Origin of the sequence: Phytohabitans aurantiacus, assembly GCF_027923225.1 — a bacterium.
GTDB classification, from domain to species: Bacteria; Actinomycetota; Actinomycetes; order Mycobacteriales; family Micromonosporaceae; genus Phytohabitans; species Phytohabitans aurantiacus.
This window is the reverse complement of record NZ_BSDI01000020.1, coordinates 77,150-96,232: the sequence shown is the minus strand read 5'-3', so window position 1 is coordinate 96,232 and position 19,083 is coordinate 77,150. Positions and strand designations below refer to the sequence as shown.

17 protein-coding genes and 1 riboswitch are annotated in these 19,083 nt (G+C 71.5%); of the genes, 11 read left to right on the top strand and 6 right to left on the bottom strand.

Translation table 11 applies throughout. The features are described 5' to 3' along the window. Positions 1 to 106 precede the first annotated feature (106 nt). From QMG73_RS21810 to QMG73_RS21785, 6 genes are read left to right on the top strand one after another with little or no spacing between them, the layout of a single operon-like run. Positions 107 to 1,276 (top strand): acyltransferase domain-containing protein, encoded by a 1,170-nt coding sequence (locus QMG73_RS21810; protein ID WP_281898469.1) that lies wholly within the window; start codon positions 107 to 109, stop codon positions 1,274 to 1,276. After that, entirely contained in the window at positions 1,276 to 2,220 is a 945-nt protein-coding gene (locus QMG73_RS21805) for a beta-ketoacyl-ACP synthase III (RefSeq protein ID WP_281898467.1), read from the top strand. The genes QMG73_RS21810 and QMG73_RS21805 overlap by 1 nt, the downstream gene beginning before the upstream one ends. Positions 2,221 to 2,270: 50 nt before the next feature. Further along, a complete protein-coding gene (locus QMG73_RS21800; RefSeq protein WP_265254092.1) occupies positions 2,271 to 2,510 on the top strand; it encodes an acyl carrier protein in 240 nt (79 codons plus the stop codon). Between the two features lie 3 nt (positions 2,511 to 2,513). Continuing rightward, the gene (gene fabF / locus QMG73_RS21795) at positions 2,514 to 3,737 is read left to right on the top strand and encodes a beta-ketoacyl-ACP synthase II (protein WP_281898465.1); all 1,224 of its coding nucleotides are present in this window, start codon (positions 2,514 to 2,516) and stop codon (positions 3,735 to 3,737) included. A 52-nt stretch (positions 3,738 to 3,789) separates the two neighbouring features. Next, positions 3,790 to 5,181, top strand: coding sequence for an acyl-CoA carboxylase subunit beta (locus tag QMG73_RS21790; protein ID WP_281898518.1), 1,392 nt, complete (start codon positions 3,790 to 3,792; stop codon positions 5,179 to 5,181). A 10-nt stretch (positions 5,182 to 5,191) separates the two neighbouring features. Continuing rightward, positions 5,192 to 5,899, top strand: a complete 708-nt coding sequence (locus QMG73_RS21785; protein WP_281898463.1) for a class I SAM-dependent methyltransferase — start codon at positions 5,192 to 5,194, stop codon at positions 5,897 to 5,899. Here QMG73_RS21785 and QMG73_RS21780 read toward each other — a convergent pair. From QMG73_RS21780 to QMG73_RS21765, 4 genes are read right to left on the bottom strand one after another with little or no spacing between them, the layout of a single operon-like run. After that, positions 5,880 to 8,042 carry a hypothetical protein gene (locus QMG73_RS21780; RefSeq protein ID WP_281898462.1) on the bottom strand — a complete coding sequence of 721 codons (2,163 nt, stop codon included), beginning with the start codon at positions 8,040 to 8,042 and terminating at the stop codon, positions 5,880 to 5,882. The genes QMG73_RS21785 and QMG73_RS21780 overlap by 20 nt on opposite strands. Then, positions 8,039 to 9,004 (bottom strand): glycosyltransferase family 2 protein, encoded by a 966-nt coding sequence (locus QMG73_RS21775; protein ID WP_281898444.1) that lies wholly within the window; start codon positions 9,002 to 9,004, stop codon positions 8,039 to 8,041. Before QMG73_RS21775 ends, QMG73_RS21780 begins: the two co-directional genes overlap by 4 nt. Positions 9,005 to 9,023: 19 nt before the next feature. Further along, a complete protein-coding gene (locus QMG73_RS21770) occupies positions 9,024 to 10,733 on the bottom strand; it encodes a glycoside hydrolase family 3 protein (RefSeq protein WP_407676839.1) in 1,710 nt (569 codons plus the stop codon). Between the two features lie 12 nt (positions 10,734 to 10,745). Then, complete coding sequence (locus tag QMG73_RS21765) at positions 10,746 to 11,237, bottom strand: DUF3145 domain-containing protein (protein WP_281898442.1); 492 nt, start codon at positions 11,235 to 11,237, stop codon at positions 10,746 to 10,748. Between the two features lie 234 nt (positions 11,238 to 11,471). Between QMG73_RS21765 and QMG73_RS21760 the strand changes: the two genes are divergently transcribed. Then, positions 11,472 to 11,801, top strand: coding sequence for a hypothetical protein (locus QMG73_RS21760; RefSeq protein ID WP_281898440.1), 330 nt, complete (start codon positions 11,472 to 11,474; stop codon positions 11,799 to 11,801). A gap of 51 nt (positions 11,802 to 11,852) precedes the next feature. Here the strand turns inward: QMG73_RS21760 and QMG73_RS21755 are convergent, their stop codons facing one another. Next, positions 11,853 to 12,698: a GNAT family N-acetyltransferase gene (locus QMG73_RS21755; protein ID WP_281898438.1), complete on the bottom strand. Its 846-nt coding sequence runs from the start codon at positions 12,696 to 12,698 to the stop codon at positions 11,853 to 11,855. Positions 12,699 to 12,808: 110 nt separating this feature from the next. Between QMG73_RS21755 and QMG73_RS21750 the strand changes: the two genes are divergently transcribed. Together QMG73_RS21750 and QMG73_RS21745 are read left to right on the top strand one after the other, a co-directional pair. Beyond that, a complete protein-coding gene (locus QMG73_RS21750) occupies positions 12,809 to 13,705 on the top strand; it encodes an alpha/beta fold hydrolase (RefSeq protein WP_281898436.1) in 897 nt (298 codons plus the stop codon). A 62-nt stretch (positions 13,706 to 13,767) separates the two neighbouring features. Then, complete coding sequence (locus QMG73_RS21745; protein ID WP_281898434.1) at positions 13,768 to 15,921, top strand: HelD family protein; 2,154 nt, start codon at positions 13,768 to 13,770, stop codon at positions 15,919 to 15,921. On the opposite strand, the gene QMG73_RS21740 is transcribed toward QMG73_RS21745, so the two are convergent. After that, positions 15,905 to 16,849: an SMP-30/gluconolactonase/LRE family protein gene (locus tag QMG73_RS21740; protein WP_281898432.1), complete on the bottom strand. Its 945-nt coding sequence runs from the start codon at positions 16,847 to 16,849 to the stop codon at positions 15,905 to 15,907. The two genes, QMG73_RS21745 and QMG73_RS21740, sit on opposite strands and share 17 nt — an antisense overlap. An 81-nt stretch (positions 16,850 to 16,930) precedes the next feature. On the opposite strand from QMG73_RS21740, the gene QMG73_RS21735 reads away from it, so the two are divergent. After that, entirely contained in the window at positions 16,931 to 17,824 is an 894-nt protein-coding gene (locus QMG73_RS21735; protein ID WP_281898430.1) for a cation diffusion facilitator family transporter, read from the top strand. A 95-nt stretch (positions 17,825 to 17,919) separates the two neighbouring features. Beyond that, positions 17,920 to 18,064, top strand: a riboswitch (cyclic di-AMP (ydaO/yuaA leader). Positions 18,065 to 18,068: 4 nt separating this feature from the next. After that, a complete protein-coding gene (locus QMG73_RS21730) occupies positions 18,069 to 19,067 on the top strand; it encodes a coiled-coil domain-containing protein (RefSeq protein WP_281898428.1) in 999 nt (332 codons plus the stop codon). The last annotated feature ends 16 nt before the right edge of the window (positions 19,068 to 19,083 follow it).

Genomic DNA, 19,083 nt, shown 5'->3' with positions numbered 1-19,083 from the left:
TTAGGGCGCGAGCTGCGATCTTTGTAGGGTCTCCACAAAGCCGCTAGTGCGGATTGGTGCCTGTCAGCACACACCAGACCCACCGGTATCAAGCAGAGTTTTACACGTGCTCGCCGTACTGTCGCCCGGTCAGGGTGCCCAGAAGCCCGGTTTCCTCACCCCTTGGCTGGAGCTGCCGGGTGCCGAGGCCCGGCTCCGCTGGTGGTCGGCGCTGGCCGGCGTAGACCTGGTGCACCTCGGCACCCAGGCGGACGCCGACGAGATCAAGGACACCGCACGCACGCAGCCGCTGCTTGTCGCGGCCGCACTCCTCGCCGCCGAGCACCTGCCGATGTACGACGTCTCGGTGGTCGCCGGCCACAGCGTCGGTGAGCTGGGCGCGGCCTCGCTCGGCGGGGTACTGACCCCCGAGGCCGCGGTCACCCTCGCCGGCGTACGCGGGCGCGAGATGGCAGCCGCTTGCGCGGTGACGCCGACGGGCATGTCAGCCCTGCTGGGCGGCGACGCCGGCGAGGTGGTCGCCGGCATCGAGGCGCACGGGCTGCACCCGGCCAGCCGCAATGGCACCGGCCAGATCGTCGCCGCGGGCGCGCTCGACAGGCTGGAGAAGCTGGCCGCCGAGCCGCCGGGCGGTGCCCGGGTGCGCGCGCTGCAGGTCGCCGGCGCGTTCCACACGCCGTACATGGCCCCGGCCGAGAAGGCGCTCGCGGCGGTCGCCGCCGGCATCACGCCGGGCGACCCCACCAAGATCATCCTGTCGAACCTGGACGGTTCCGCCGTCAACCACGGCCGCGAGCTCGTGCAGCGGCTCGTCCGGCAGGTCACCGCACCGGTGCGGTGGGACCTGTGCATGAGTACCCTCGCCGACCTCGGCGTCACCGCGGTGATCGAACTGCCTCCGGCCGGTACCCTCGCCGGACTTGTGAAACGCGAGCTGAAGGCCACCGGCGCTCCCGAGATCGTCACCCTCAACACGCCCGACGACCTCGCCGCGGCGCGCGACCTGATCGCGCGGCACGGCGTCGCGCCCAGCCACGAGCCGACACCGCAGTTCCGGGTAGTGGTGGCGGGCAGCGCGGGCACCTTCGAGCCGGCGGCGGGGCTCGCCGAAGGCGACGACGTCAGCGCCGGCCAGGTGATCGGCCACGTCGTGACCCGGCAAGGCGCCAACGAGGTCGCCGCCCACAACACGGGCGTGCTGACCGAGTGGCTCGCCCACCACGACGACCCGGTCGCACCGGGCCAACCCCTCGCTCGCATCGGAGGACATTTGTAATGGCCGGCTCGCGCATCGTCTCGCTGGGTCACTACCAGCCCTCCAGACTGGTCACCAACGACGACCTGGCCGCGATCGTCGACACCAACGACGAGTGGATCCGCGACCGGGTCGGCATCGCGACCCGCCGCGTCGCCGACACCGAGAGCGTGGCCGACATGGCCACCTCGGCCGCCGGCAAGGCGCTGGCCGCCTCCGGGCTGACCGCCGCCGACATCGACATGGTGGTCGTGGCGACCTGCTCGGCGATCGACCGCTGCCCCAACACCGCCGCGCGGGTCGCGCACCGGCTGGGCATCGCCGCACCAGCCGCGATGGACGTCAACACCGCGTGCTCCGGCTTCTCGTACGCGCTCGCGACCGCCGACCACGCCATCCGGGCCGGCTCGTCGCGTAACGCCATCGTGATCGGCTCCGAGAAGCTCTCCGACGTGACCGACTGGACCGACCGCTCCACCTGCGTGCTGTTCGGCGACGCGGCCGGCGCGGCGGTGCTCACCGCGACCGCCGACGGCGAGGAGCCGGGCATCGGCCCGGTCGTCTGGGGCTCCGCACCGGACCGCGGCGACGTGCTGAAGATCGAAGGCTGGCGCCCGTACATCTACCAGGAGGGCCAGGCGGTCTTCCGCTGGGCCACGACCGCGCTGGCGCCCCTCGCGCTCCAGGCGTGCGAGCGCGCGGGCGTCGCGTCCACCGACATCGCCGCCTTCGTACCGCACCAGGCCAACACCCGGATCATCGACGGCATCGTCAAGCGGCTCAACATCCCGAACGCGGTGATCGCCAAGGACATCGTCGAGTCGGGAAACACCTCGGCCGCCAGCGTGCCGCTCGCCCTGTCGAAGCTCGTCGAGCGCCGGGAGGTGCCTTCGGGCGCGCCGGTACTGCTCTTCGGCTTCGGCGGCGGCCTCACCTACGCCGGACAGGTAGTTCGCTGTCCGTAATTTCCCCGTTAAGGGAAAGCAACCAACCATTTGAGAGGAACCGAAATCCAATGACCCGTGACGAGATCATCGCCGGCCTCGCCGAGATTCTCGAAGAGGTTGCCGGCGTGAACCCGGACGACGTGGCCGAGGAGAAGTCGTTCACGGACGACCTGGACGTCGACTCGCTCTCCATGGTCGAGGTCGTGGTCGCGGCCGAGGAGAAGTTCGACGTCAAGATCCCCGACAACGAGGTGCAGAACCTCAAGACCGTCGGCGACGCCGTCTCCTACATCGAGAGCAACGCCTGACCCATGGCCACCACCGACGTCGTCGTCACCGGGCTGGGCGCGACTACCCCGTTGGGCGGGGACGTCGCGTCGACCTGGGAAGCAATGCTCGCCGGCCGCTCCGGGGTGGGTCCGCTCACCCAGGAGTGGGCCGCGCAGCTCCCTGTACGCATAGCGGCGCAGCTCACGGTCGACCCCTCCGAGAAGATCGACCGGGTCAAGATGCGCCGCCTCGACCGTTCCGAGGCGATCGCCCTCATCGCCGCACACGAGGCGTGGGCTGACGCCGGACTGGCCGACAGCGGGCTCGACGCCGAGCGGCTCGCGGTCAGTGTCGGCACCGGCATCGGCGGGGCGCAGACCCTGCTGGCGCAGGACGACATCCTGGAGGCGTCCGGTCCCCGCCGGGTCTCGCCGCACACCGTGCCGATGCTGATGCCCAACGGCCCGGCCGCGTGGGTCGGCCTGGAGCTGGGCGCCAAGGCCGGCGTCCACTCGGTCGCGAGCGCCTGCGCCACCGGCGCCGAGGCCATCTCGCTCGGGCTCGACCTCATCCGTGCCGGCCGCGCCGACGTCGTGGTCGCGGGCGGCACCGAGGCGGTCGTCCACCAGCTGCCGATCGCCGGGTTCGCGTCGATGCGGGCCATGTCGACCCGCAACGACGAGCCGGAAAAGGCCTCCCGCCCGTGGGACAAGGGCCGCGACGGCTTCGTACTCGGCGAGGGCGCGGGTGTCGTCGTGCTGGAGCGTGCCGACCACGCCGCCGCGCGCGGTGCCAGGATCTACGCCCGGCTCGCCGGGGCGGGCATCACCTCCGACGGGTACGACATCGTGCAGCCGCACCCCGAAGGGCTGGGCGCCACCCGGGCGATCGCGAAGGCGCTGGCCGACGCGGGCGTCTCCCGCACGGACGTGACCCACGTCAACGCGCACGCCACGTCGACGCCGGTCGGCGACATGGCCGAGATCGCGTCGCTGCGGGCGGCGGTCGGCGACCACCCGGTGCTCACGTCGACGAAGTCGATGACCGGGCACCTGCTCGGTGCGGCGGGGGCGATCGAGTCGATCGCCACGATCCTCTCCGTGCGAGACAGCGTCATCCCGCCGACGATCAACCTGGACGACCCCGAAGACGGACTGCTGGACGTCGCCGCTCACAAGCCGCGCCAGCACGACATCCCGGCCGCGCTGAACAACTCGTTCGGGTTCGGCGGCCACAACGTCGCACTGATCTTCACCCGCGTCTAGCTGCCTGGAGGCTGCCGTGACCGTGACGTCCACCGCCGCCGACTCATCCATTGTGGACCACCGCGATCCCGAAGTGCGGCTGCGCGCCGTCTTCGACGCCGGCTCGCTCCGGCTGCTGGCGCCGCGCGACGACTCGGGTGTGCTGTGGGCGCGCGGTGAGATCGACGGTACGGCCGCCATCGCGTACGCCACGGACGCCACCCGCATGGGCGGTGCCATGGGCACGGAGGGCTGCCGTCACATCGTGGACGCCATCGACACGGCGGTGCGCGAGCGGGTACCGGTGCTGGGGCTCTGGCACTCCGGTGGCGCTCGCCTCGCCGAGGGCGTGGTGGCGCTCGACGCGGTCGGTCAGGTGTTCGCGGCGATGGTGCGGGCGTCCGGCCGGGTGCCACAGATCTCGGTGGTGCTCGGCCCGGCGGCGGGCGGTGCCGCGTACGGGCCGGCGCTGACCGACATCGTGGTGATGAGCGGGGCGGGCCGGATCTTCGTGACCGGTCCCGAGGTGGTGCGGTCGGTCACCGGCGAGCAGGTCGACATGGAGCGGCTGGGCGGTCCCGAGCCGCACGGCCGGCGCTCCGGCGTGGTGCACGTGACCACGAAGGACGACGACTCGGCGCTCGTCGAGGCGCGCAAGCTGGCCGCCCTGCTCGGCCGCCAGGGCCGGTTCTCCCCCGCCGACGTACCGGTGGGCGACGACACCGACGGGCACGACATGGCGGCGGCGTTGCCCGCCGAGGCCAACCGCGCGTACGACGTGAAGCCGGTTGTGAAAGCGCTGCTGGATGAGCCAGGTGTAGAGCTGCACGCCAAGTGGGCGCCGAACGTCGTGACGACGCTGGGTCGCTTCGCGGGCCGCACCATTGGCGTGATCGCCAACAACCCGTTGCGCCTCGGCGGCTGCCTCGACGCGTCCAGCGCCGAAAAGGCCGCCCGGTTCGTGCGGATGTGCGACTCCCTCGGTGTGCCGCTGGTCGTACTGGTCGACGTGCCCGGGTACCTGCCGGGTCTCGGCCAGGAGTGGGACGGCGTGGTGCGGCGGGGCGCGAAGCTGCTGCACGCGTTCGCCGAGGCGGTGGTGCCGCGGGTCACGCTGGTGACGCGCAAGGCGTACGGCGGCGCGTACATCGCGATGAACTCGCGGTCTCTGGGCGCGACCGCGGTGTTCGCCTGGCCGAGCGCCGAGGTGGCCGTCATGGGCGCCTCCGCGGCCGTCAACATCCTGCACCGCAAGAGGCTGGCCGCGGCGCCGCACGACGAGCGTGAGGCGCTGCGCACCGAGCTCATCGAGGAGCAGACCCGGGTGGCGGGCGGCGTCAACCGGGCGCTGGAGATCGGCGTGGTCGACGACGTCATCAAGCCCAGCGAGACCCGCCGGCGCATCGCCGAGGCGCTGGCCGGCGCGCCGGCAGCCCGGGGCGCGCACGGCAACATCCCGCTCTAAGCTCTTCGGGGTGGAAGCCACCGAGATACGCAAGCTCGCCGCTCTCGAAGACACCCACTGGTGGTACCGGGAGCGGCGGACGCTGCTGGCACGAGCGCTGCGCCGCCTCTCAGCGGCCGGCACCCCCGCGGGCACCGCGCTCGACATCGGTGCCGCGGGCGGCGGCAACACTCGGGTACTGCGAGCGCACGGCTGGCGCCCCCTGGCCCTGGAGTACAGCCAGGAGGGTGCCGAGGTGGCCGCCGAGCGCGGCCTCGACGTGATCCGCGCCGACGCCCGCAACCTGCCGCTCCCCTCGGGTGGGCTCGACCTCGTGGTGGCATTCGACATCCTGGAACACATCGACGAAGACCACCTGGCCGCCGGCGAGATCCACCGCACGCTGCGACCGGGTGGCACCGCGCTGATCGCCGTGCCGTGCGACATGAAGCTGTGGTCCGCGCACGACGTGGCCGTGGGGCACGTGCGGCGGTACACGCGGGAGACGCTGACCGCCGTGGTGGAAAAGGCCGGGCTGGTCGTCGACGACCTGTGGAGCTGGAACGTCCTGCTCCGCCCCGTCGCGGCCTGGCGGCGGCGCAAGAGCACCGGCAGCGACCTCGACGACATGCCCGCGATTGTCAACACCGCGCTGACCGCGATCATCACCGCCGAGCGCTACCTACCGGTGAAGTCGCTGCCCAGCGTCTCGCTGATGCTCACAGCTCGTAAACCGTGATGCGGCTGTTCCGGTACCGCTCCGTCGCCAGCCCGGCCAGCAACGGCGACTCGGGGCGGGTGGCGCGGTCGGCGACCAGCCAGCGGACTCCCCGTGCGCGCAACGCGTCCAGTCGCTCGCGGGTCGGCTCGTAGAACGCCGCGTCGTTCAGCGCCAGCAGAGCCGGATCCCAGAACGGCTCCTCGGGGCCGAGCGGCAGGCCCACCATGCGCGGCGCGAACGTCCACCCCTCGACCAGCACGGCACGCTGGGCGTACGCGCTGAGCCAGAACGAGCGCGCGTCGCAGCCCACGTGCACCGTCAACTCCGCACAGTGGACGTTCGTGGCCAGTACGTCGTCGGGGTCGCTGTGCTCGTACACCCACCGGGCGGCGGCGATCCGCGACGCCGGTAGGAGCGTCACCGCGTAGGCGCCGCCGTTCGGGTACCGGTGAGCCGCCGCCGCGTCCATCACGAGCCCCGGCGCACCGGCGACCAGGACGCCTGTCAGCAGAAACGCCGGTGACCGCCACACCACGCTCACCAGCATCGCCACGACGGTCAGCGCGAGCGCCCACAACAGCAGCGGCACCAGCGGGTCGTACGCGGGCGTCGGGCTGAACCCCGCCCGCCACGTCAGCTGTATGACCGTGAGAAGCGTGCCCAGGCCGGCGGCGAAGGCGAGCAGCGACCAGCGCCACCGGCCCACCACCTCGGCCCAGCCCCACGCCGACAGGATCACGCCGAAGGCGAAGCCGGCCCGGACGAAGTACTGGTTGCTGCTCCCCGGGTGCGCGACCACGAGGTAGATCACCGGCCCGATCACGGCCCCGGACAGCAGGAACACCTTCTCCGGGTCGGTGAGCAGGCGCCGCCCCAGCGCGAAGATGCCCGCCAGCCGGAGCTGCAGGTTGAGCAGGAACGCCACTATCACCAGCGGCCACGACCACGCCGGCCCGACATACGGCTCCAGGCCGGACAGCGGCTTGACGGTCACGCCGTGGCTCTCGAACGCGAACAGCACCGCCGTCGCGAACACCTGCGCCACGATCGCCAGCCCCAGCGCCGCCGCGATGGGCCACACGATCCGGCGGCGGGTGACCAGCAGGACCAACCCGGTCAGCCCCAGCGCGCCCGCCACCACGGGCACCGAGCTGGCCTTCGCGCCCGTCGAGCCGGCCAGGAAGAGGGCGGCCAGCACCCATGTGCCACGCTCGGAACGGGAGCGCACCACGTCGACAAGTACCGCGATCAGGGGCAGGAGCAGCACCCAGCTGTACGTCATCGACGGGCTGCCCCACACGATGAACGTCGCCTGGGTGCCGAAGAGCTGCCGGATCCCGTTTTCGTAGCCGAACTCGCCGATCGTGAACATCAGCACGGCCGCGCCGACGCCCGCGTACGCCCGGCCGCTGATGCGCCATCCGACGACCGCGACCAGCACGATCGCCAGCGCGCACAGGGCCGGTACCGCCAGCCGCAGGAACACCGTCGGCAGGTCGACGCCGCTGACCAGGCTGGCCGCGCCCATGTGCGCGAACCCGAACCAGTGGTAGTGCAGCGGCTCGCCGGCCACCTGCGGCAGCTCGGGCGGCGCCTGGTGGGTCGCCGCGCCCGCGATCGACATCTGGAACGGCAGGTCGAGGTACTGTGCCTGCCCCTCGCTCGCCGGCAGGATCGGGTTGCGCCGCAGGAACGACTCCCACAGGTACAGCGTGAAGCCGGCGAGCACGGCTGTGACCGACCACGCCCAGCCGCGCGGCACCGCCGTGTATCCGCGCACCCACCAGTGCCGCCGCAACGGGCGCACGAGCGCGAACGGCGCCACCACGAAGGCCGGCCACACCCACAGCCAGCCCTCCAGCCCCGCCCGCACGAACACGAACCACGCGGCGAGCTCCAGCACCAGCCCGACGGCCGCGCCGAACGCCAGGTCTTCCACGAGCGTGTGCGGCTGGCGGCGCAGCGCCCGGTAGACGAGCGTGCCGGGCAGCAGCACGGCCAGCACCGCGTAGGCCGTGTAGCGCCCCACGTCGAGCAAAGGCGTGCCAGTGACCAGCAGCGCCCCGACGACAAACCCGTACGCGGCCGCAGCCGGCGCCCAACGCCACGGATCGCGGGCAGCCACCGCTGGCGGCGCGGCGGCCGGGGCGGCAACCGTCACCGCAGGCTGTCGGCCAGCTCGGCGGAGGCGTCGGTGTCCTCCGCGATGAAGTACGCCGGGCGGGCCTGCACGGCCGTGTAGATGCGGGCGACGTATTCGCCCAGCAGGCCCAGGCAGAGCAGTTGCACCGCACCGAGAAACAGCACAGCTACATACAGGGACGGCCAACCACTGACCGTGGCGCCGAGGAAGAACGCGATGATCGCCACCACGACCAGGACGCCGCACACCACGACGCCCGCGAGGCCCAGCCACGTCGCGACGCGCAAGGGCGCCGCGGAGAAGCTTGTCACGCTGTCTGCGGCCAGGCTCATCATGCGGGACATCGGGTACTTGGTGCGCCCGGCCGCCCGCTCGGCACGCAGGAACGTCACCTCACCGCTCGGGAAGCCCAGCCACGGCACCACGAGCCGCAGCACGGGCGTGCGCTCGGGCAGCTCGCGCAGCGCCTCGACGGCGGCCCGGCTCAGCAGCCGGAAGTCACCCGCGTTCGCCGGCACCTGCTTGCCGACCAGGCGACGCATGAGCCGGTAGTACAGGCCGGCCGTCCACCGCTTGAAGGGAGTGTCGACGGTGCGGTCGCCGCGCACGCCGTACACGATGTCGAGCCGCTCGGAGCGCGCGAGCCGCAGCATGTCGACGATGGTTTCCGGCGGATCCTGCAGGTCGGCGTCGATGCTGACCACGTACGCCCCGCGGGCCCGCATCAGGCCGGCGAGCAACGCGGCCTGGTGCCCGCTGTTGCGCCGCAGCCGCACGATGCGAAGCTGCGGCCAGCCGCGACGGGCCGCGTGCAGCGCGACCAGCGTGTTGTCGGTGCTGCCGTCATCGACGGCGACCACCTCGTAAGGCTCGCCGAGCCCGTCGAGCACACCGCGCAACCGGCTCACGAGCAGCGGCAGAACCGACTCCTCGTTGAACATCGGCACGACCACGGAAAGTGCCGGCTCGGCAACGACCACGCGCCCGACGCTATCAAAGCTATGCCGCGCAGGCGGTGCGCGGGAGGCCGGGGACGTCGATGGGGGCACTGCCGGAGGGCGGCGTCTTGCCGGCGAGGACGCCCGCGAGTGCGCGCATCGAGGCGCGGCTCGACGAGTACGTGGCGAGCAGCGACGGAGACTTCGACTGCGCCAGCAGGTTGGGGGTGTCCATCGCCACCGTCACCGCCGCGGTCTTGCTGAGGTCGGCGCGCTCGTCCCCGTACCCGATGAGATGGACCTCGGTGCCGCCGCTGTCGACGACCTCGACCCCGGCGGCCTTCAGCGCCTCGACGAGCGTGGCACGCGTGCTGTCGCGGCCCTTGGCGGCGGTGACGGTGACGGGCCCGCTGATCCCCTGGCAGTTGCCGCGCAGTTGGGTGACCGCGGCGGCGGCGAGCCGGTCCGCGGCGGCGGCGTGCGCGGCACTGCCCACGATGGACATCGCCGGTGCTGGCTTCGATCCGAGCTCGAACTTGAGCGTCAGCACCCGGGTGGCCGCGTCGACGAGGCGTTCGCGCGGCAGGCTGCCGTCGCGCAGCCCGCCGAGAATCCCGTCGTACGCCGCTTTCAGGTCGGGCGGCATCAGCAGGAGGTCGTTGCCGGCGTTGAGCGCGCGCACAGCGGCCTCGCCCGGGGGCCATTTCTCCGCCGGTGCCATGTTCATGCCGTCGGTGACCACCACGCCCTTGAACCCGAGCTGGCCGCGCAGCACGTCGGTGAGCACCTTGCGGGAGAACGTCGCGGGCGTGCCCGGGTCGATGGCGCGGACGTCGAGATGGCCGGACATCACGAGCTTGGCGCCAGCGGCGATGCCGGCACTGAACGGCGGCAGGTCACCAGCGTCCAATGTGGCCCGATCCTGCCGCAGCTGGGGCAGGTCGGTGTGGGAGTCGCCGGTCGTGTGGCCGTGACCGGGAAAGTGCTTGAGCGTGGCGGCGACCCCGCCGTCCTGCAGGCCCCGCACGGCGCCGCTCACCTGCTCGGCGACCTTCTTGGGATCGGAGCCGTAAGAGCGGGAACCGATGACAGCGCTGCCGTCGCCGCCGAGAACGTCGGCGACGGGCGCGAAGTCCACATTGATCCCCACGGCGGCAAGCTCCGAACCCGCCGCGCGCCAGGCGTCTTCGGTCAGGCGCGGATCGCCGGCCGCGCCGAAGGCCATCGCGCTCGGCAGCGTCGTGACACCGTCCCTGAGGCGGGTCACGACGCCGTACTCCTGGTCGGTGCCGACGAGCATCGGCGCCGCGCCGGCGGGCAGCTTCGCGGCGGCCTTCTGGAGTCCGGTGGTCAGGTCGAGTACCTGCTGTGGAGAGTCCACATTGGTCGTTGTCTGGTTCTTCGACGTCGGGTCGTCGGCGGAGAACCCGACGAGGATCAGGCCGCCGAGGTGATACTCAGCGACCATCTCGGCGGGGGTGTCGACACCGGCGAGCTTCTGGTTGCCCGCCGCCGAGCCGGGCGACACCTCGGTCGCCGAGCTGCCGTAGGCGTACGGCATGAGCACCTGCCCGGCGAGATCCTCGTCGGAGAGCCTCGCGACGAGTTGGGCGGCGCGCTCGGCCGGCCCGCCGGTGAGGGCGGGCTCTTCCTTCTTCTGCGGCGTGCTCGGGTCGGCACCGCAGGCGGCGGCCAGGGCGAGGACGGCGGCAAGAGCCAGGGGACGCAGGCGCACGCCCGCTATCCCAGCAGGCCGAACAGAACGGGGCAACTCAGGACGAGATCATCCAACCCGCGTGAGCAACGTCACTGGCGCCCCGTCGCCCGCGTACCGGTAGGGCTCCAGCTCCGCGTCCCACGCGGTGCCGAGCGCCTTTTCCAGCGCGTGGGCGAGCGCCTCCGGACCGCGTGCCGCCTCCATGATCGAGCGCAGCCGGTCCTCGCCGAGCTGGATGTCACCCGCGCTGCCCATGGTCGCGCGGAAGAGCCCCCGCCCCGGCACGTACATGTACCGCTCGCCGTCGACCCCCGGGCTCGGGTCCTCCGTGATCTCGAAACGGATCATGGGCCACTGCCGGAGGGCAGCAGCCAGCTCGGCACCCGTCCCCGGCCGTCCGGTCCAGCTGCACTCGGACCGGCGAGCGCCGGCCTCGACCGGCTGAATGGTCCAGTGCAGATTGACCGGCGCGGTGAGGACGCGCGCGATCGCCCACTCGACGTGAGGACACACGGCGAGCGGGGTCGAGTGGACGTATACGACGCCACGCGTTGGCACGGTGACCTCCCGAAGACCGAGGTGCGTCTTCCCCTACGACCTCGATCAACCAGAAGGTGCTGGACAACATGATGACGCCTGTGACGGATGGTGCGCCAGAGAATCGGCAAACTGACACGAGGAATAACGCAAATGGACAGACGTTGTCACGGAACGCGCCCGTTTCCGCGTCGGGTACAGTTCAGTTGTCTTTCTCTGTCCTGCTGCCTCTGTATCTGTGCAAGGAGTACCTCCGTGGCGAGCAACACCTCCAAGACCGCGCGCGCGTCAGTCCGCGCCGGAGCGGGCGCCCAGGGCGGGGCCCTGAGCGTGCTCGGTGAGTTCAAGTACCTCATCCCGCTCAACAAGGGCAAGCACGCGTACGTGCGCAACCTGACCAACGGCAAGACCCCCCACCTGCGCACCGACTCCGAGGCGTTCATCGAGGAGATCCGCGTACTGGTCGGCGCCGGCCACGCCGCGAAGATCCGCGCCGAGATCAACGCGCTGGCGGCGGCGTACCCGAGCGACGGCTGGGACGCCACCGAGAAGCGTCTCGTCGACGCGGGCGTCTTCGAAGCCTGATCCCCCAGCACGTAGAGGCCCCGCTCCGAGCGGGGCCTTCTTGCTGCATGCTCAGGGGTGCAGGAGGTACCAGCCGTCTCGGGTGATGCCTTCGATCCGGTAGCCGCGGTCGAGGGCTCCCACCATCGCGTCGCGGACCGCCATGCGCCAGCGCGCGGCCAGCGCCGCGTCCGTACCGCGCATGCGTTCCACGTCCGCTGGCACCGCCACGGCCAGGCGACCCGGCGCCGGCACGCCCGTCACGGGGGCCTCGGCGCCTGCCGTGTCGGTGCGGCCGACCAGGATCGTCGCGCCCGTCGGATCGGGCTCGGGACCGTGGCCCTCGGCCGCCGCGATCGCGGCCGATGACCCCAGCTCCCACCGGATGTACATGCGGTCGCTCGGGTCACCCGCGTTGATGCCGTCGTCCATGGCCCCGTAGAAGTCGGGCAGGTACGCCGCCGCACGCGCGCCCAGTTTGTGCAGGTTGAAGTAGGCGTTGCGGCGGATCAGCGGGTCGAAGGTCCAGCACACCGCGCCCACGCCGCGCGCGAGCGCCCAGGCCCGCTGGTGCAGCTTCACCGCGTACCCCACGCCGCCGCTCTGCCCCGCCGGGTCGACCCCGGTGACGTGGGAGTGCAGGTGGTCGGCGCCGAAGAATCCGACCGCCACCGCGACCAGCGTTGAGCCCCGGTAGGCGCCCACCACGTAGTTACCGGAGTGCGCGAACGCTCTCATCATGCCCGCGTTGACGATCTGGTCGGCCGAGTCGGCCCGCCAGATCCGGCGCAGCAGCTCGGCCGCCGCCTGCTGGTCGTCAAGGCTGGTCAGCTCGCGGATCTGGATGCCCAACCGGCCCTCCGCGGTGCGGGCCACGCGCCAAGCCTCGTCGCGCACATCCGTGGCTGTGTCGACCATGCATACAGCATGCGCTCAGAAACTTCCGCCGCAAGTGTCCGGACCCGAGTATGTGTGGCCTCCTTACAAATAGGGCATGATTGTTACCACCGGGTATCCAGGAGGTGCCCATGACGCAGCACAGCGAGGTGCAGCTCGCGGACGGTTCCCGACTGCACGTACGCCAGACCGGACCGGCCGACGCGCCGGTCACCGTGCTGCTGCTACACGGTTGGACGCTCGACGGCCGCATCTGGCACCGCCAGGTCGCCGCGCTGTCCGAGACCGCTCGCGTGGTCACGTACGACGCGCGAGGCCACGGCCGATCCGGCAGCCTCAACCGCGGCGCCGCGACGCTCGACCAGCTCGGTGACGACCTCGCCGAGGTGATGCGGGCCATCGCGCCGACCGGGCCGGTCGTGTTAGGCGGCCACTCGCTCGGCGGCATGACGATCATGGAGTACGCCCACCGCCACCCCGGCGACTTCGCCGCGCGCGTGAAGGGGCTCGTGCTCGTGTCGACCACAGCCGAGGGGCACGCCCACACGGTGTACGGGCTGCCGCCGCCGCTCGCCCGGCTGGTGCGGGTGGCCGAGCAGACCAGCGCGGGTGTGCTCGCCCGTCTGGGTGACTGGCGACCGCACCGCGCCCTGACACTCGCCCTGCAGCCGGGACTGCGGTGGCTCCTGTTCGGGTACCCCTGCGACCCCGCGGACGTCCGCCTGACCACGAAGGCCGTGGTGCGAACACCGCTCGGCGCCATTGGCGGGTTCCGCCCGTCGGTCGGTGCCCAGCAGCGCCTGGAGACCCTCGCCGCCCTGCCCACGGTGCCCACGACCGTGCTGGTGGGCGAGCGCGACCGGCTCACCCCGCCGACGTGCGCCCGATCGATCGCGACGGCACTGCCCGGCGCCCAGCTCATCGTCTGCCCGGATGCCGGTCACATGCTGACGCTGGAACGCACCGACGAGGTGACCTCCGCGCTGGTCGACGTGGTGCAGCACGCGCACGCTCCGAGCACGCACTAGTACCCGGAGCCGCGTACTCTCGTTCTGGCCCTCGCCAGACCTCCTTGGGAGCCACGACAACGTTGACAGACGCCGCCACCACGCTTCAGCAGGAGATCGCTGCCGAGCAGAGCCACGTGGATCGGGTGTACGCCCGCCTCGCCCAGCTGCGGCAGGCCGCCGTACGGGCGGAAAAGGACGGATACCGGCTCGCCCGGGTGGGCAACTTCGGCGCGCTGGTCGAGCGCGACGCGATGGTGTTCCACGCGGCGCGGCGGCGCCAGGCGCTCGACGCCGAGCATGAGGGCCTGGTCTTCGGCCGGCTCGACCTGCGCAAGGGACTCGACATGCGCGAGGGAGGCGAGCAGCGTGAGGGCCCCGACCTGCGTGATGTGACAGTGCTGTACGTGGGGCGGCTGGGCGTGCGCGGCGAAAACGCCGAGCCGCTGGTGATCGACTGGCGGGCACCCGCCGCGGCGGCGTTCTACCAGGCCACCGCCGCCGAGCCGCGCGGCGTGATCCGGCGCCGGATGATCCAGTCGTCGGGCGAGAAGGTCACCAACATCGAAGACGACCTGCTCGACCCCGGCGCCGCCCCGGAGGGCATGCGGGTGGTGGGTGACGGCGCCCTGCTCGCCACGCTGGCGCGCGCCACCGGGCGGGGCATGCGCGACATCGTCGCCACCATCCAGCGCGAGCAGGACCAGGCGATCCGCTCCCCCGCCGCCGGCGTGACGATCGTCTCCGGCGGGCCGGGCACCGGCAAGACGGCCGTGGCGCTGCACCGCGCGGCGTACCTGCTCTACTCCGACCGCAGCCGGTTCGCCGGCGGCGGCATCATGGTGGTCGGTCCGTCGGGCGTCTTCGTCGAGTACATCGCCTCCGTGCTGCCCTCGCTGGGCGAAGACACGGCCACCCTCAAGTCGCTCGGCTCGGTGATTCCGGGCCTGGTCGCCACGCGCACTGACACCTCGGCGGTCGCCTCGATCAAGGGGTCGCTGCGGATGCGCCGGGTCCTCGACCGGGCGGTGCGCGACGCGGTGCCGAACGGGCCGACCGAGCTGCGCCTGCTCTACCGCGGCCAGCTGCTGCGGCTGACCCGGCCGGAGCTCGACGCGATCCGCGCCCGGGCGCTGCCCCGGGGCGCCCGCCGCAACGAAGTACGGCGGGCCGGCATCGACGGGCTCTTCGACGCGCTGTGGGCGCAGGCGCAGCGGCTGGGAATCAGCCGCCTGCCGGAGCAGATCCAGTTCGAGGACGACCTGTCGGACCGGTCGGACTTCCGCGACTTCCTGCGCGCCTGGTGGCCCCGGCTGCTGCCCCGGCACGTGCTGGCCTGGCTGGCCGAACCGGAGCGGCTGCGCTCGTACGCGTCGGGCATCCTGTCGAACCAGGAGATCAAGGCCCTGACCGGCACCTTCACCCCCGGCGACCCGACGATCGCCGACGTGGCCCTGCTCGACGAGCTGGACGAGCTGCTCGGCAAGCCGCCGCAGCCGCCGAAGCCCAAGCGCGACCCGTACCACGTGATCGACGGCATCCGCGAGGTCACCACGTACGCCGACCGCCAGCGGGCCGCGCGCGCCGCGGCCACACAGCGCCCCGACGACTACCGCGAGTACGCGCACATCGTGGTCGACGAGTCGCAGGACGTCTCGCCGATGCAGTGGCGGATGCTGGGTCGCCGTGGCCGGCTGGCCTCGTGGACGGTCGTCGGTGACCCGGCGCAGACCGCGTGGACCGGCGACCCCGCCGAGCTGGCGAAGGCTCGCGACTGGGCGCTGGGCTCGCGAAAGCGGCACGACTTCACGCTCACCACGAACTACCGCAACTCGGCCGAGATCTTCGCGCTGGCGGCGAAGGTGATCCGCGAGCTGTACCCCGACATCACGCTGCCACGGGCGGTGCGCTCGACCGGGGTACCGCCGGAGGAGCTCACCGTGGCACCGGCCGACCTGCCGGACGCGACCCGGAAGGCCGCGTCCGGCCTGCTCGCCGACGTGGAGGGCACGGTCGGGGTGATCACGCCGGTGCCGCGCCGCGACGAGATCGCGGGCTGGCTCGCCGACCTGCCCGCGGAACGGTTGCAGGTCGTGACAAGCCTTCAGGCGAAGGGCATGGAGTACGACGGGGTGGTGCTCGTCGCGCCTGACCAGATCCGCGGCCAGGATGGCGCCCGCACCTTGTACGTCGCGCTGTCCCGTGCCACCCAGCGGCTGGTCACGCTGAGCGCTTGATAGCCACCGCGGTGTACGGGGTGTCCGGGGTGACGACGACGCCGAAGCGGGCGTTGGGCAGGTACAGGCGGTCGCCGTAGGCCGCCACGGTGGTCGGTACGTCGAACCGCGGGTCTGACAGGTGGGTGACCAGCGCGCCCCTGGTGCCCGCACGGTCGAGCCGGAAGACGGCGACCCGGTTGAGGCGGTTCTGCACCACGTACAGCGTGCGGCCGAGCACCAGCAGGCCGTCGCCGTTGGTGAGCACCTCGCCACCCAGGTCGACGCGCGTGGTGGCGCCGGTGGCCGGGTCTACCCGGAAGAGGCCGCCGGTGTTGGACTGCACGACCAGCAGCGCGGTGCCGTCGGGCGTGCGGGCGATGCCGTTGACGTTGAACCCGGCCTGGTAGACCAGGTCACCGCTGAACGGTACGGGCGTGAAGCCGCTCGGCCGGTCGAGCCGCACGCGATACAGGAACGGGTTCTGCGAGTCGGTGAAGAAGGCGCCGCGCGGCGTGACGACGACGTCGTTGATGAACGTCGGCGCGCTGGCGAACTGGTACGCGGCGAGCACCTCGCCGGTGTGCGCGTCGACGACCCGGGCGTTGCCCGCCGCGCCGCCCGCGACGAATAGCCGCCCGGCCCGGTCGAGCTTCAGGCCGACCGACGGCGTGCCCGGCCCGGTGGAGATGATCCGACCCTGGCCGGTGACGAGGCTGGCGCGGTAGATGGAGCCGGTGGCCAGCGAGCCGAAGTACGCGTACGGCCGCTGACCGATCGCGATCCCCTCGGGCTGGAACGCGTTCGGCAGGTTGATGAGGTCGGGGAAGCGCTTGCGATCGGCGCTCGCGCGGGTGGGAACGGAGACGGTGGCCGCTGCCGCGACAGCCGCGAGCATCGACGTGGTGAGCGTTCTGCGGGTCACTGCGATGTCTCTGTTGGTATCCACCCTCATCACTATGCCCCGATTCGACAGTGATTCCCAGTGCCATGTTTGCATACATAGCAATGTCCGCATATTTTAGAGGGCGTGGGAGCTGGACACGATCACGGAACGGCGGGCGCCAAGCACCGCGGCCCCCTGCTGGCCGCGTTCGCGCTGCTGGCGGTCTTCATGGTCGTCGAGGGCGCGGCGGCGTTGGCCACCGGCTCACTCGCGCTGCTCTCCGACGCCGGGCACATGTTCACCGACGTGCTCGGCATCGGCATGGCGCTCGCGGCGATGACCGCCGCCCGCCGCGCCGACAGGGACCCGCAGCGCACCTTCGGCCTGTACCGGTTGGAGGTGCTCGCCGCCCTCGCCAACGCCGTCCTGCTCTTCGGCGTCGCGATCTACGTGTTGATCGAGGCGCTGCGCCGGTTCGGCGACCCGCCAGACGTGCCCGCCGGCCCGATGCTCGTCGTCGCGATCGCCGGCCTGCTCGCCAACGTGGTGGCGTTCGCGCTGCTGCGCTCGGGCGCCAAGGAGAGCATCAACGTGCGCGGGGCGTACCTGGAGGTGCTCGGCGACCTGCTCGGCTCGGTGGGAGTCATCATCGCCGCCATCGTCATCGCGCTCACCGACTGGTGGTACGCCGACCCGATCGTCGCGGTCGCGGTCGGAGTGTTCATCCTCCCCCGCACCTGGAAGCTCGCGCGTGCGGCGGTACGCATCCTCGTGCAGGCCGCGCCCGCGCACGTCGACGTGGCCGACGTGCGCCACCGGCTCGCGGCGGTGCCGGGAGTGTGCGACGTCCACGACCTTCACGTGTGGACACTCACGTCCGGCATGGACGTCGTTTCCGCGCACCTGACGTTGGATCCCGCCGCACAGGTCGGACCGGTACTGGTCGAGGCGCGCGAGGCACTGCACGACGACTTCGACATCGCACACGCCACGCTCCAGGTCGAACCCGCCGAGGCTTGCAAACAAACCACCTGGTGACGGGCTTGTGACCGTGCGTGCAACGGGTGGGCACATCGATCGGAACCCGGTACGCTCGGCTCCGGTCACCGCCCGGCGGCGCCCCCCGGTGCCGGTGGTGACTGCCGCCTAATCGCCGCGCCAAGCGCGTGGCGAGCCGGGGAACCACGAGTTCCACCCGGGGTGAATCCGCGCGAGCGGTAGGGATACTTCCGTCCCGAACCCGTCAGCTAACTCGGTCGGCGGCTGACTGGAAGGATGGTTGATGGCTCATGCCCGCAGCCGGGTAGGGCTGCTCGCGGTGCTCGTCGCCGCGACGTTCGCTCTGGTCGGCATCCATGCTCAACCCGCTGGCGCCGCGCCCAACACCGATGACGAGGGTGGAACGGCGACACTGCGCGAGCAACTGGAAACAGCGAGCAAGGGGTACATCGTCGCGCAGGACACGCTCGCGAAGTCCAAAAAGGAGCAACAACGGCTCCAGACACAGCTCGTCCAGTTCGAGCAGGACCTGGTAGCGAAGCAACAGGTCATCGGCGAGCTTGCGAACGTGGCGTACCAGCGCGGCCGGCTCGGCCCCATCTCCGCGATGCTCAACGCCTCCACCCCGGAAGGCTTCATGGACCGGGCGTCCGCACTCGACACGCTCGCGGAGAGCGAAGACAAGAAGCTCCGCGACCTCCTCGACGCGCGCGACAACGCCAACAACACCAAGCTCGCGCTCGACAATCAGGTCAGGGAGCAGCAGAAGCAGGTCCAGGTCATGGCCGCCCGCAAGAAGCAGGCGGAAAACGCTCTAGCCAACTCCGGTGGCGGCGCCAGCTCCGACGGCCCGAGTGGCTCCGGCGCGGCGACGGCATCCCAGGGCCCGAGCGGCTCCGGCGGGTGCAGCGTCAAGGACCCGACGGGTACCGGTGGCTGCATCACGCCTCGACTGCTGCACGCGTACAAGGAGACGAAGGAAGCCGGCTTCACCCGGTACGTCTACTGCTGGCGCAGCGGCGGTTCCGGCGAGCACCCGAAGGGCCGGGCGTGTGACTGGTCCTCGGCCGCGAGCGGCTTCGGCAAGGTTTCCACCGGTGGTGACAGGGACTACGGCGACCGCCTCGCGAACTTCTACATCAAGAACGCGAGCGCGCTCGGCGTCCTCTACGTCATCTGGTTCCGCCGGATCTGGCTGCCCAGCAGCGGCTGGAAGTCCTACAGCGGCAGCGGCAGCCCGTCGGCCGAACACACCGACCATGTCCATCTCTCGGTGACATAGGTCGGCGTTTGCAGCG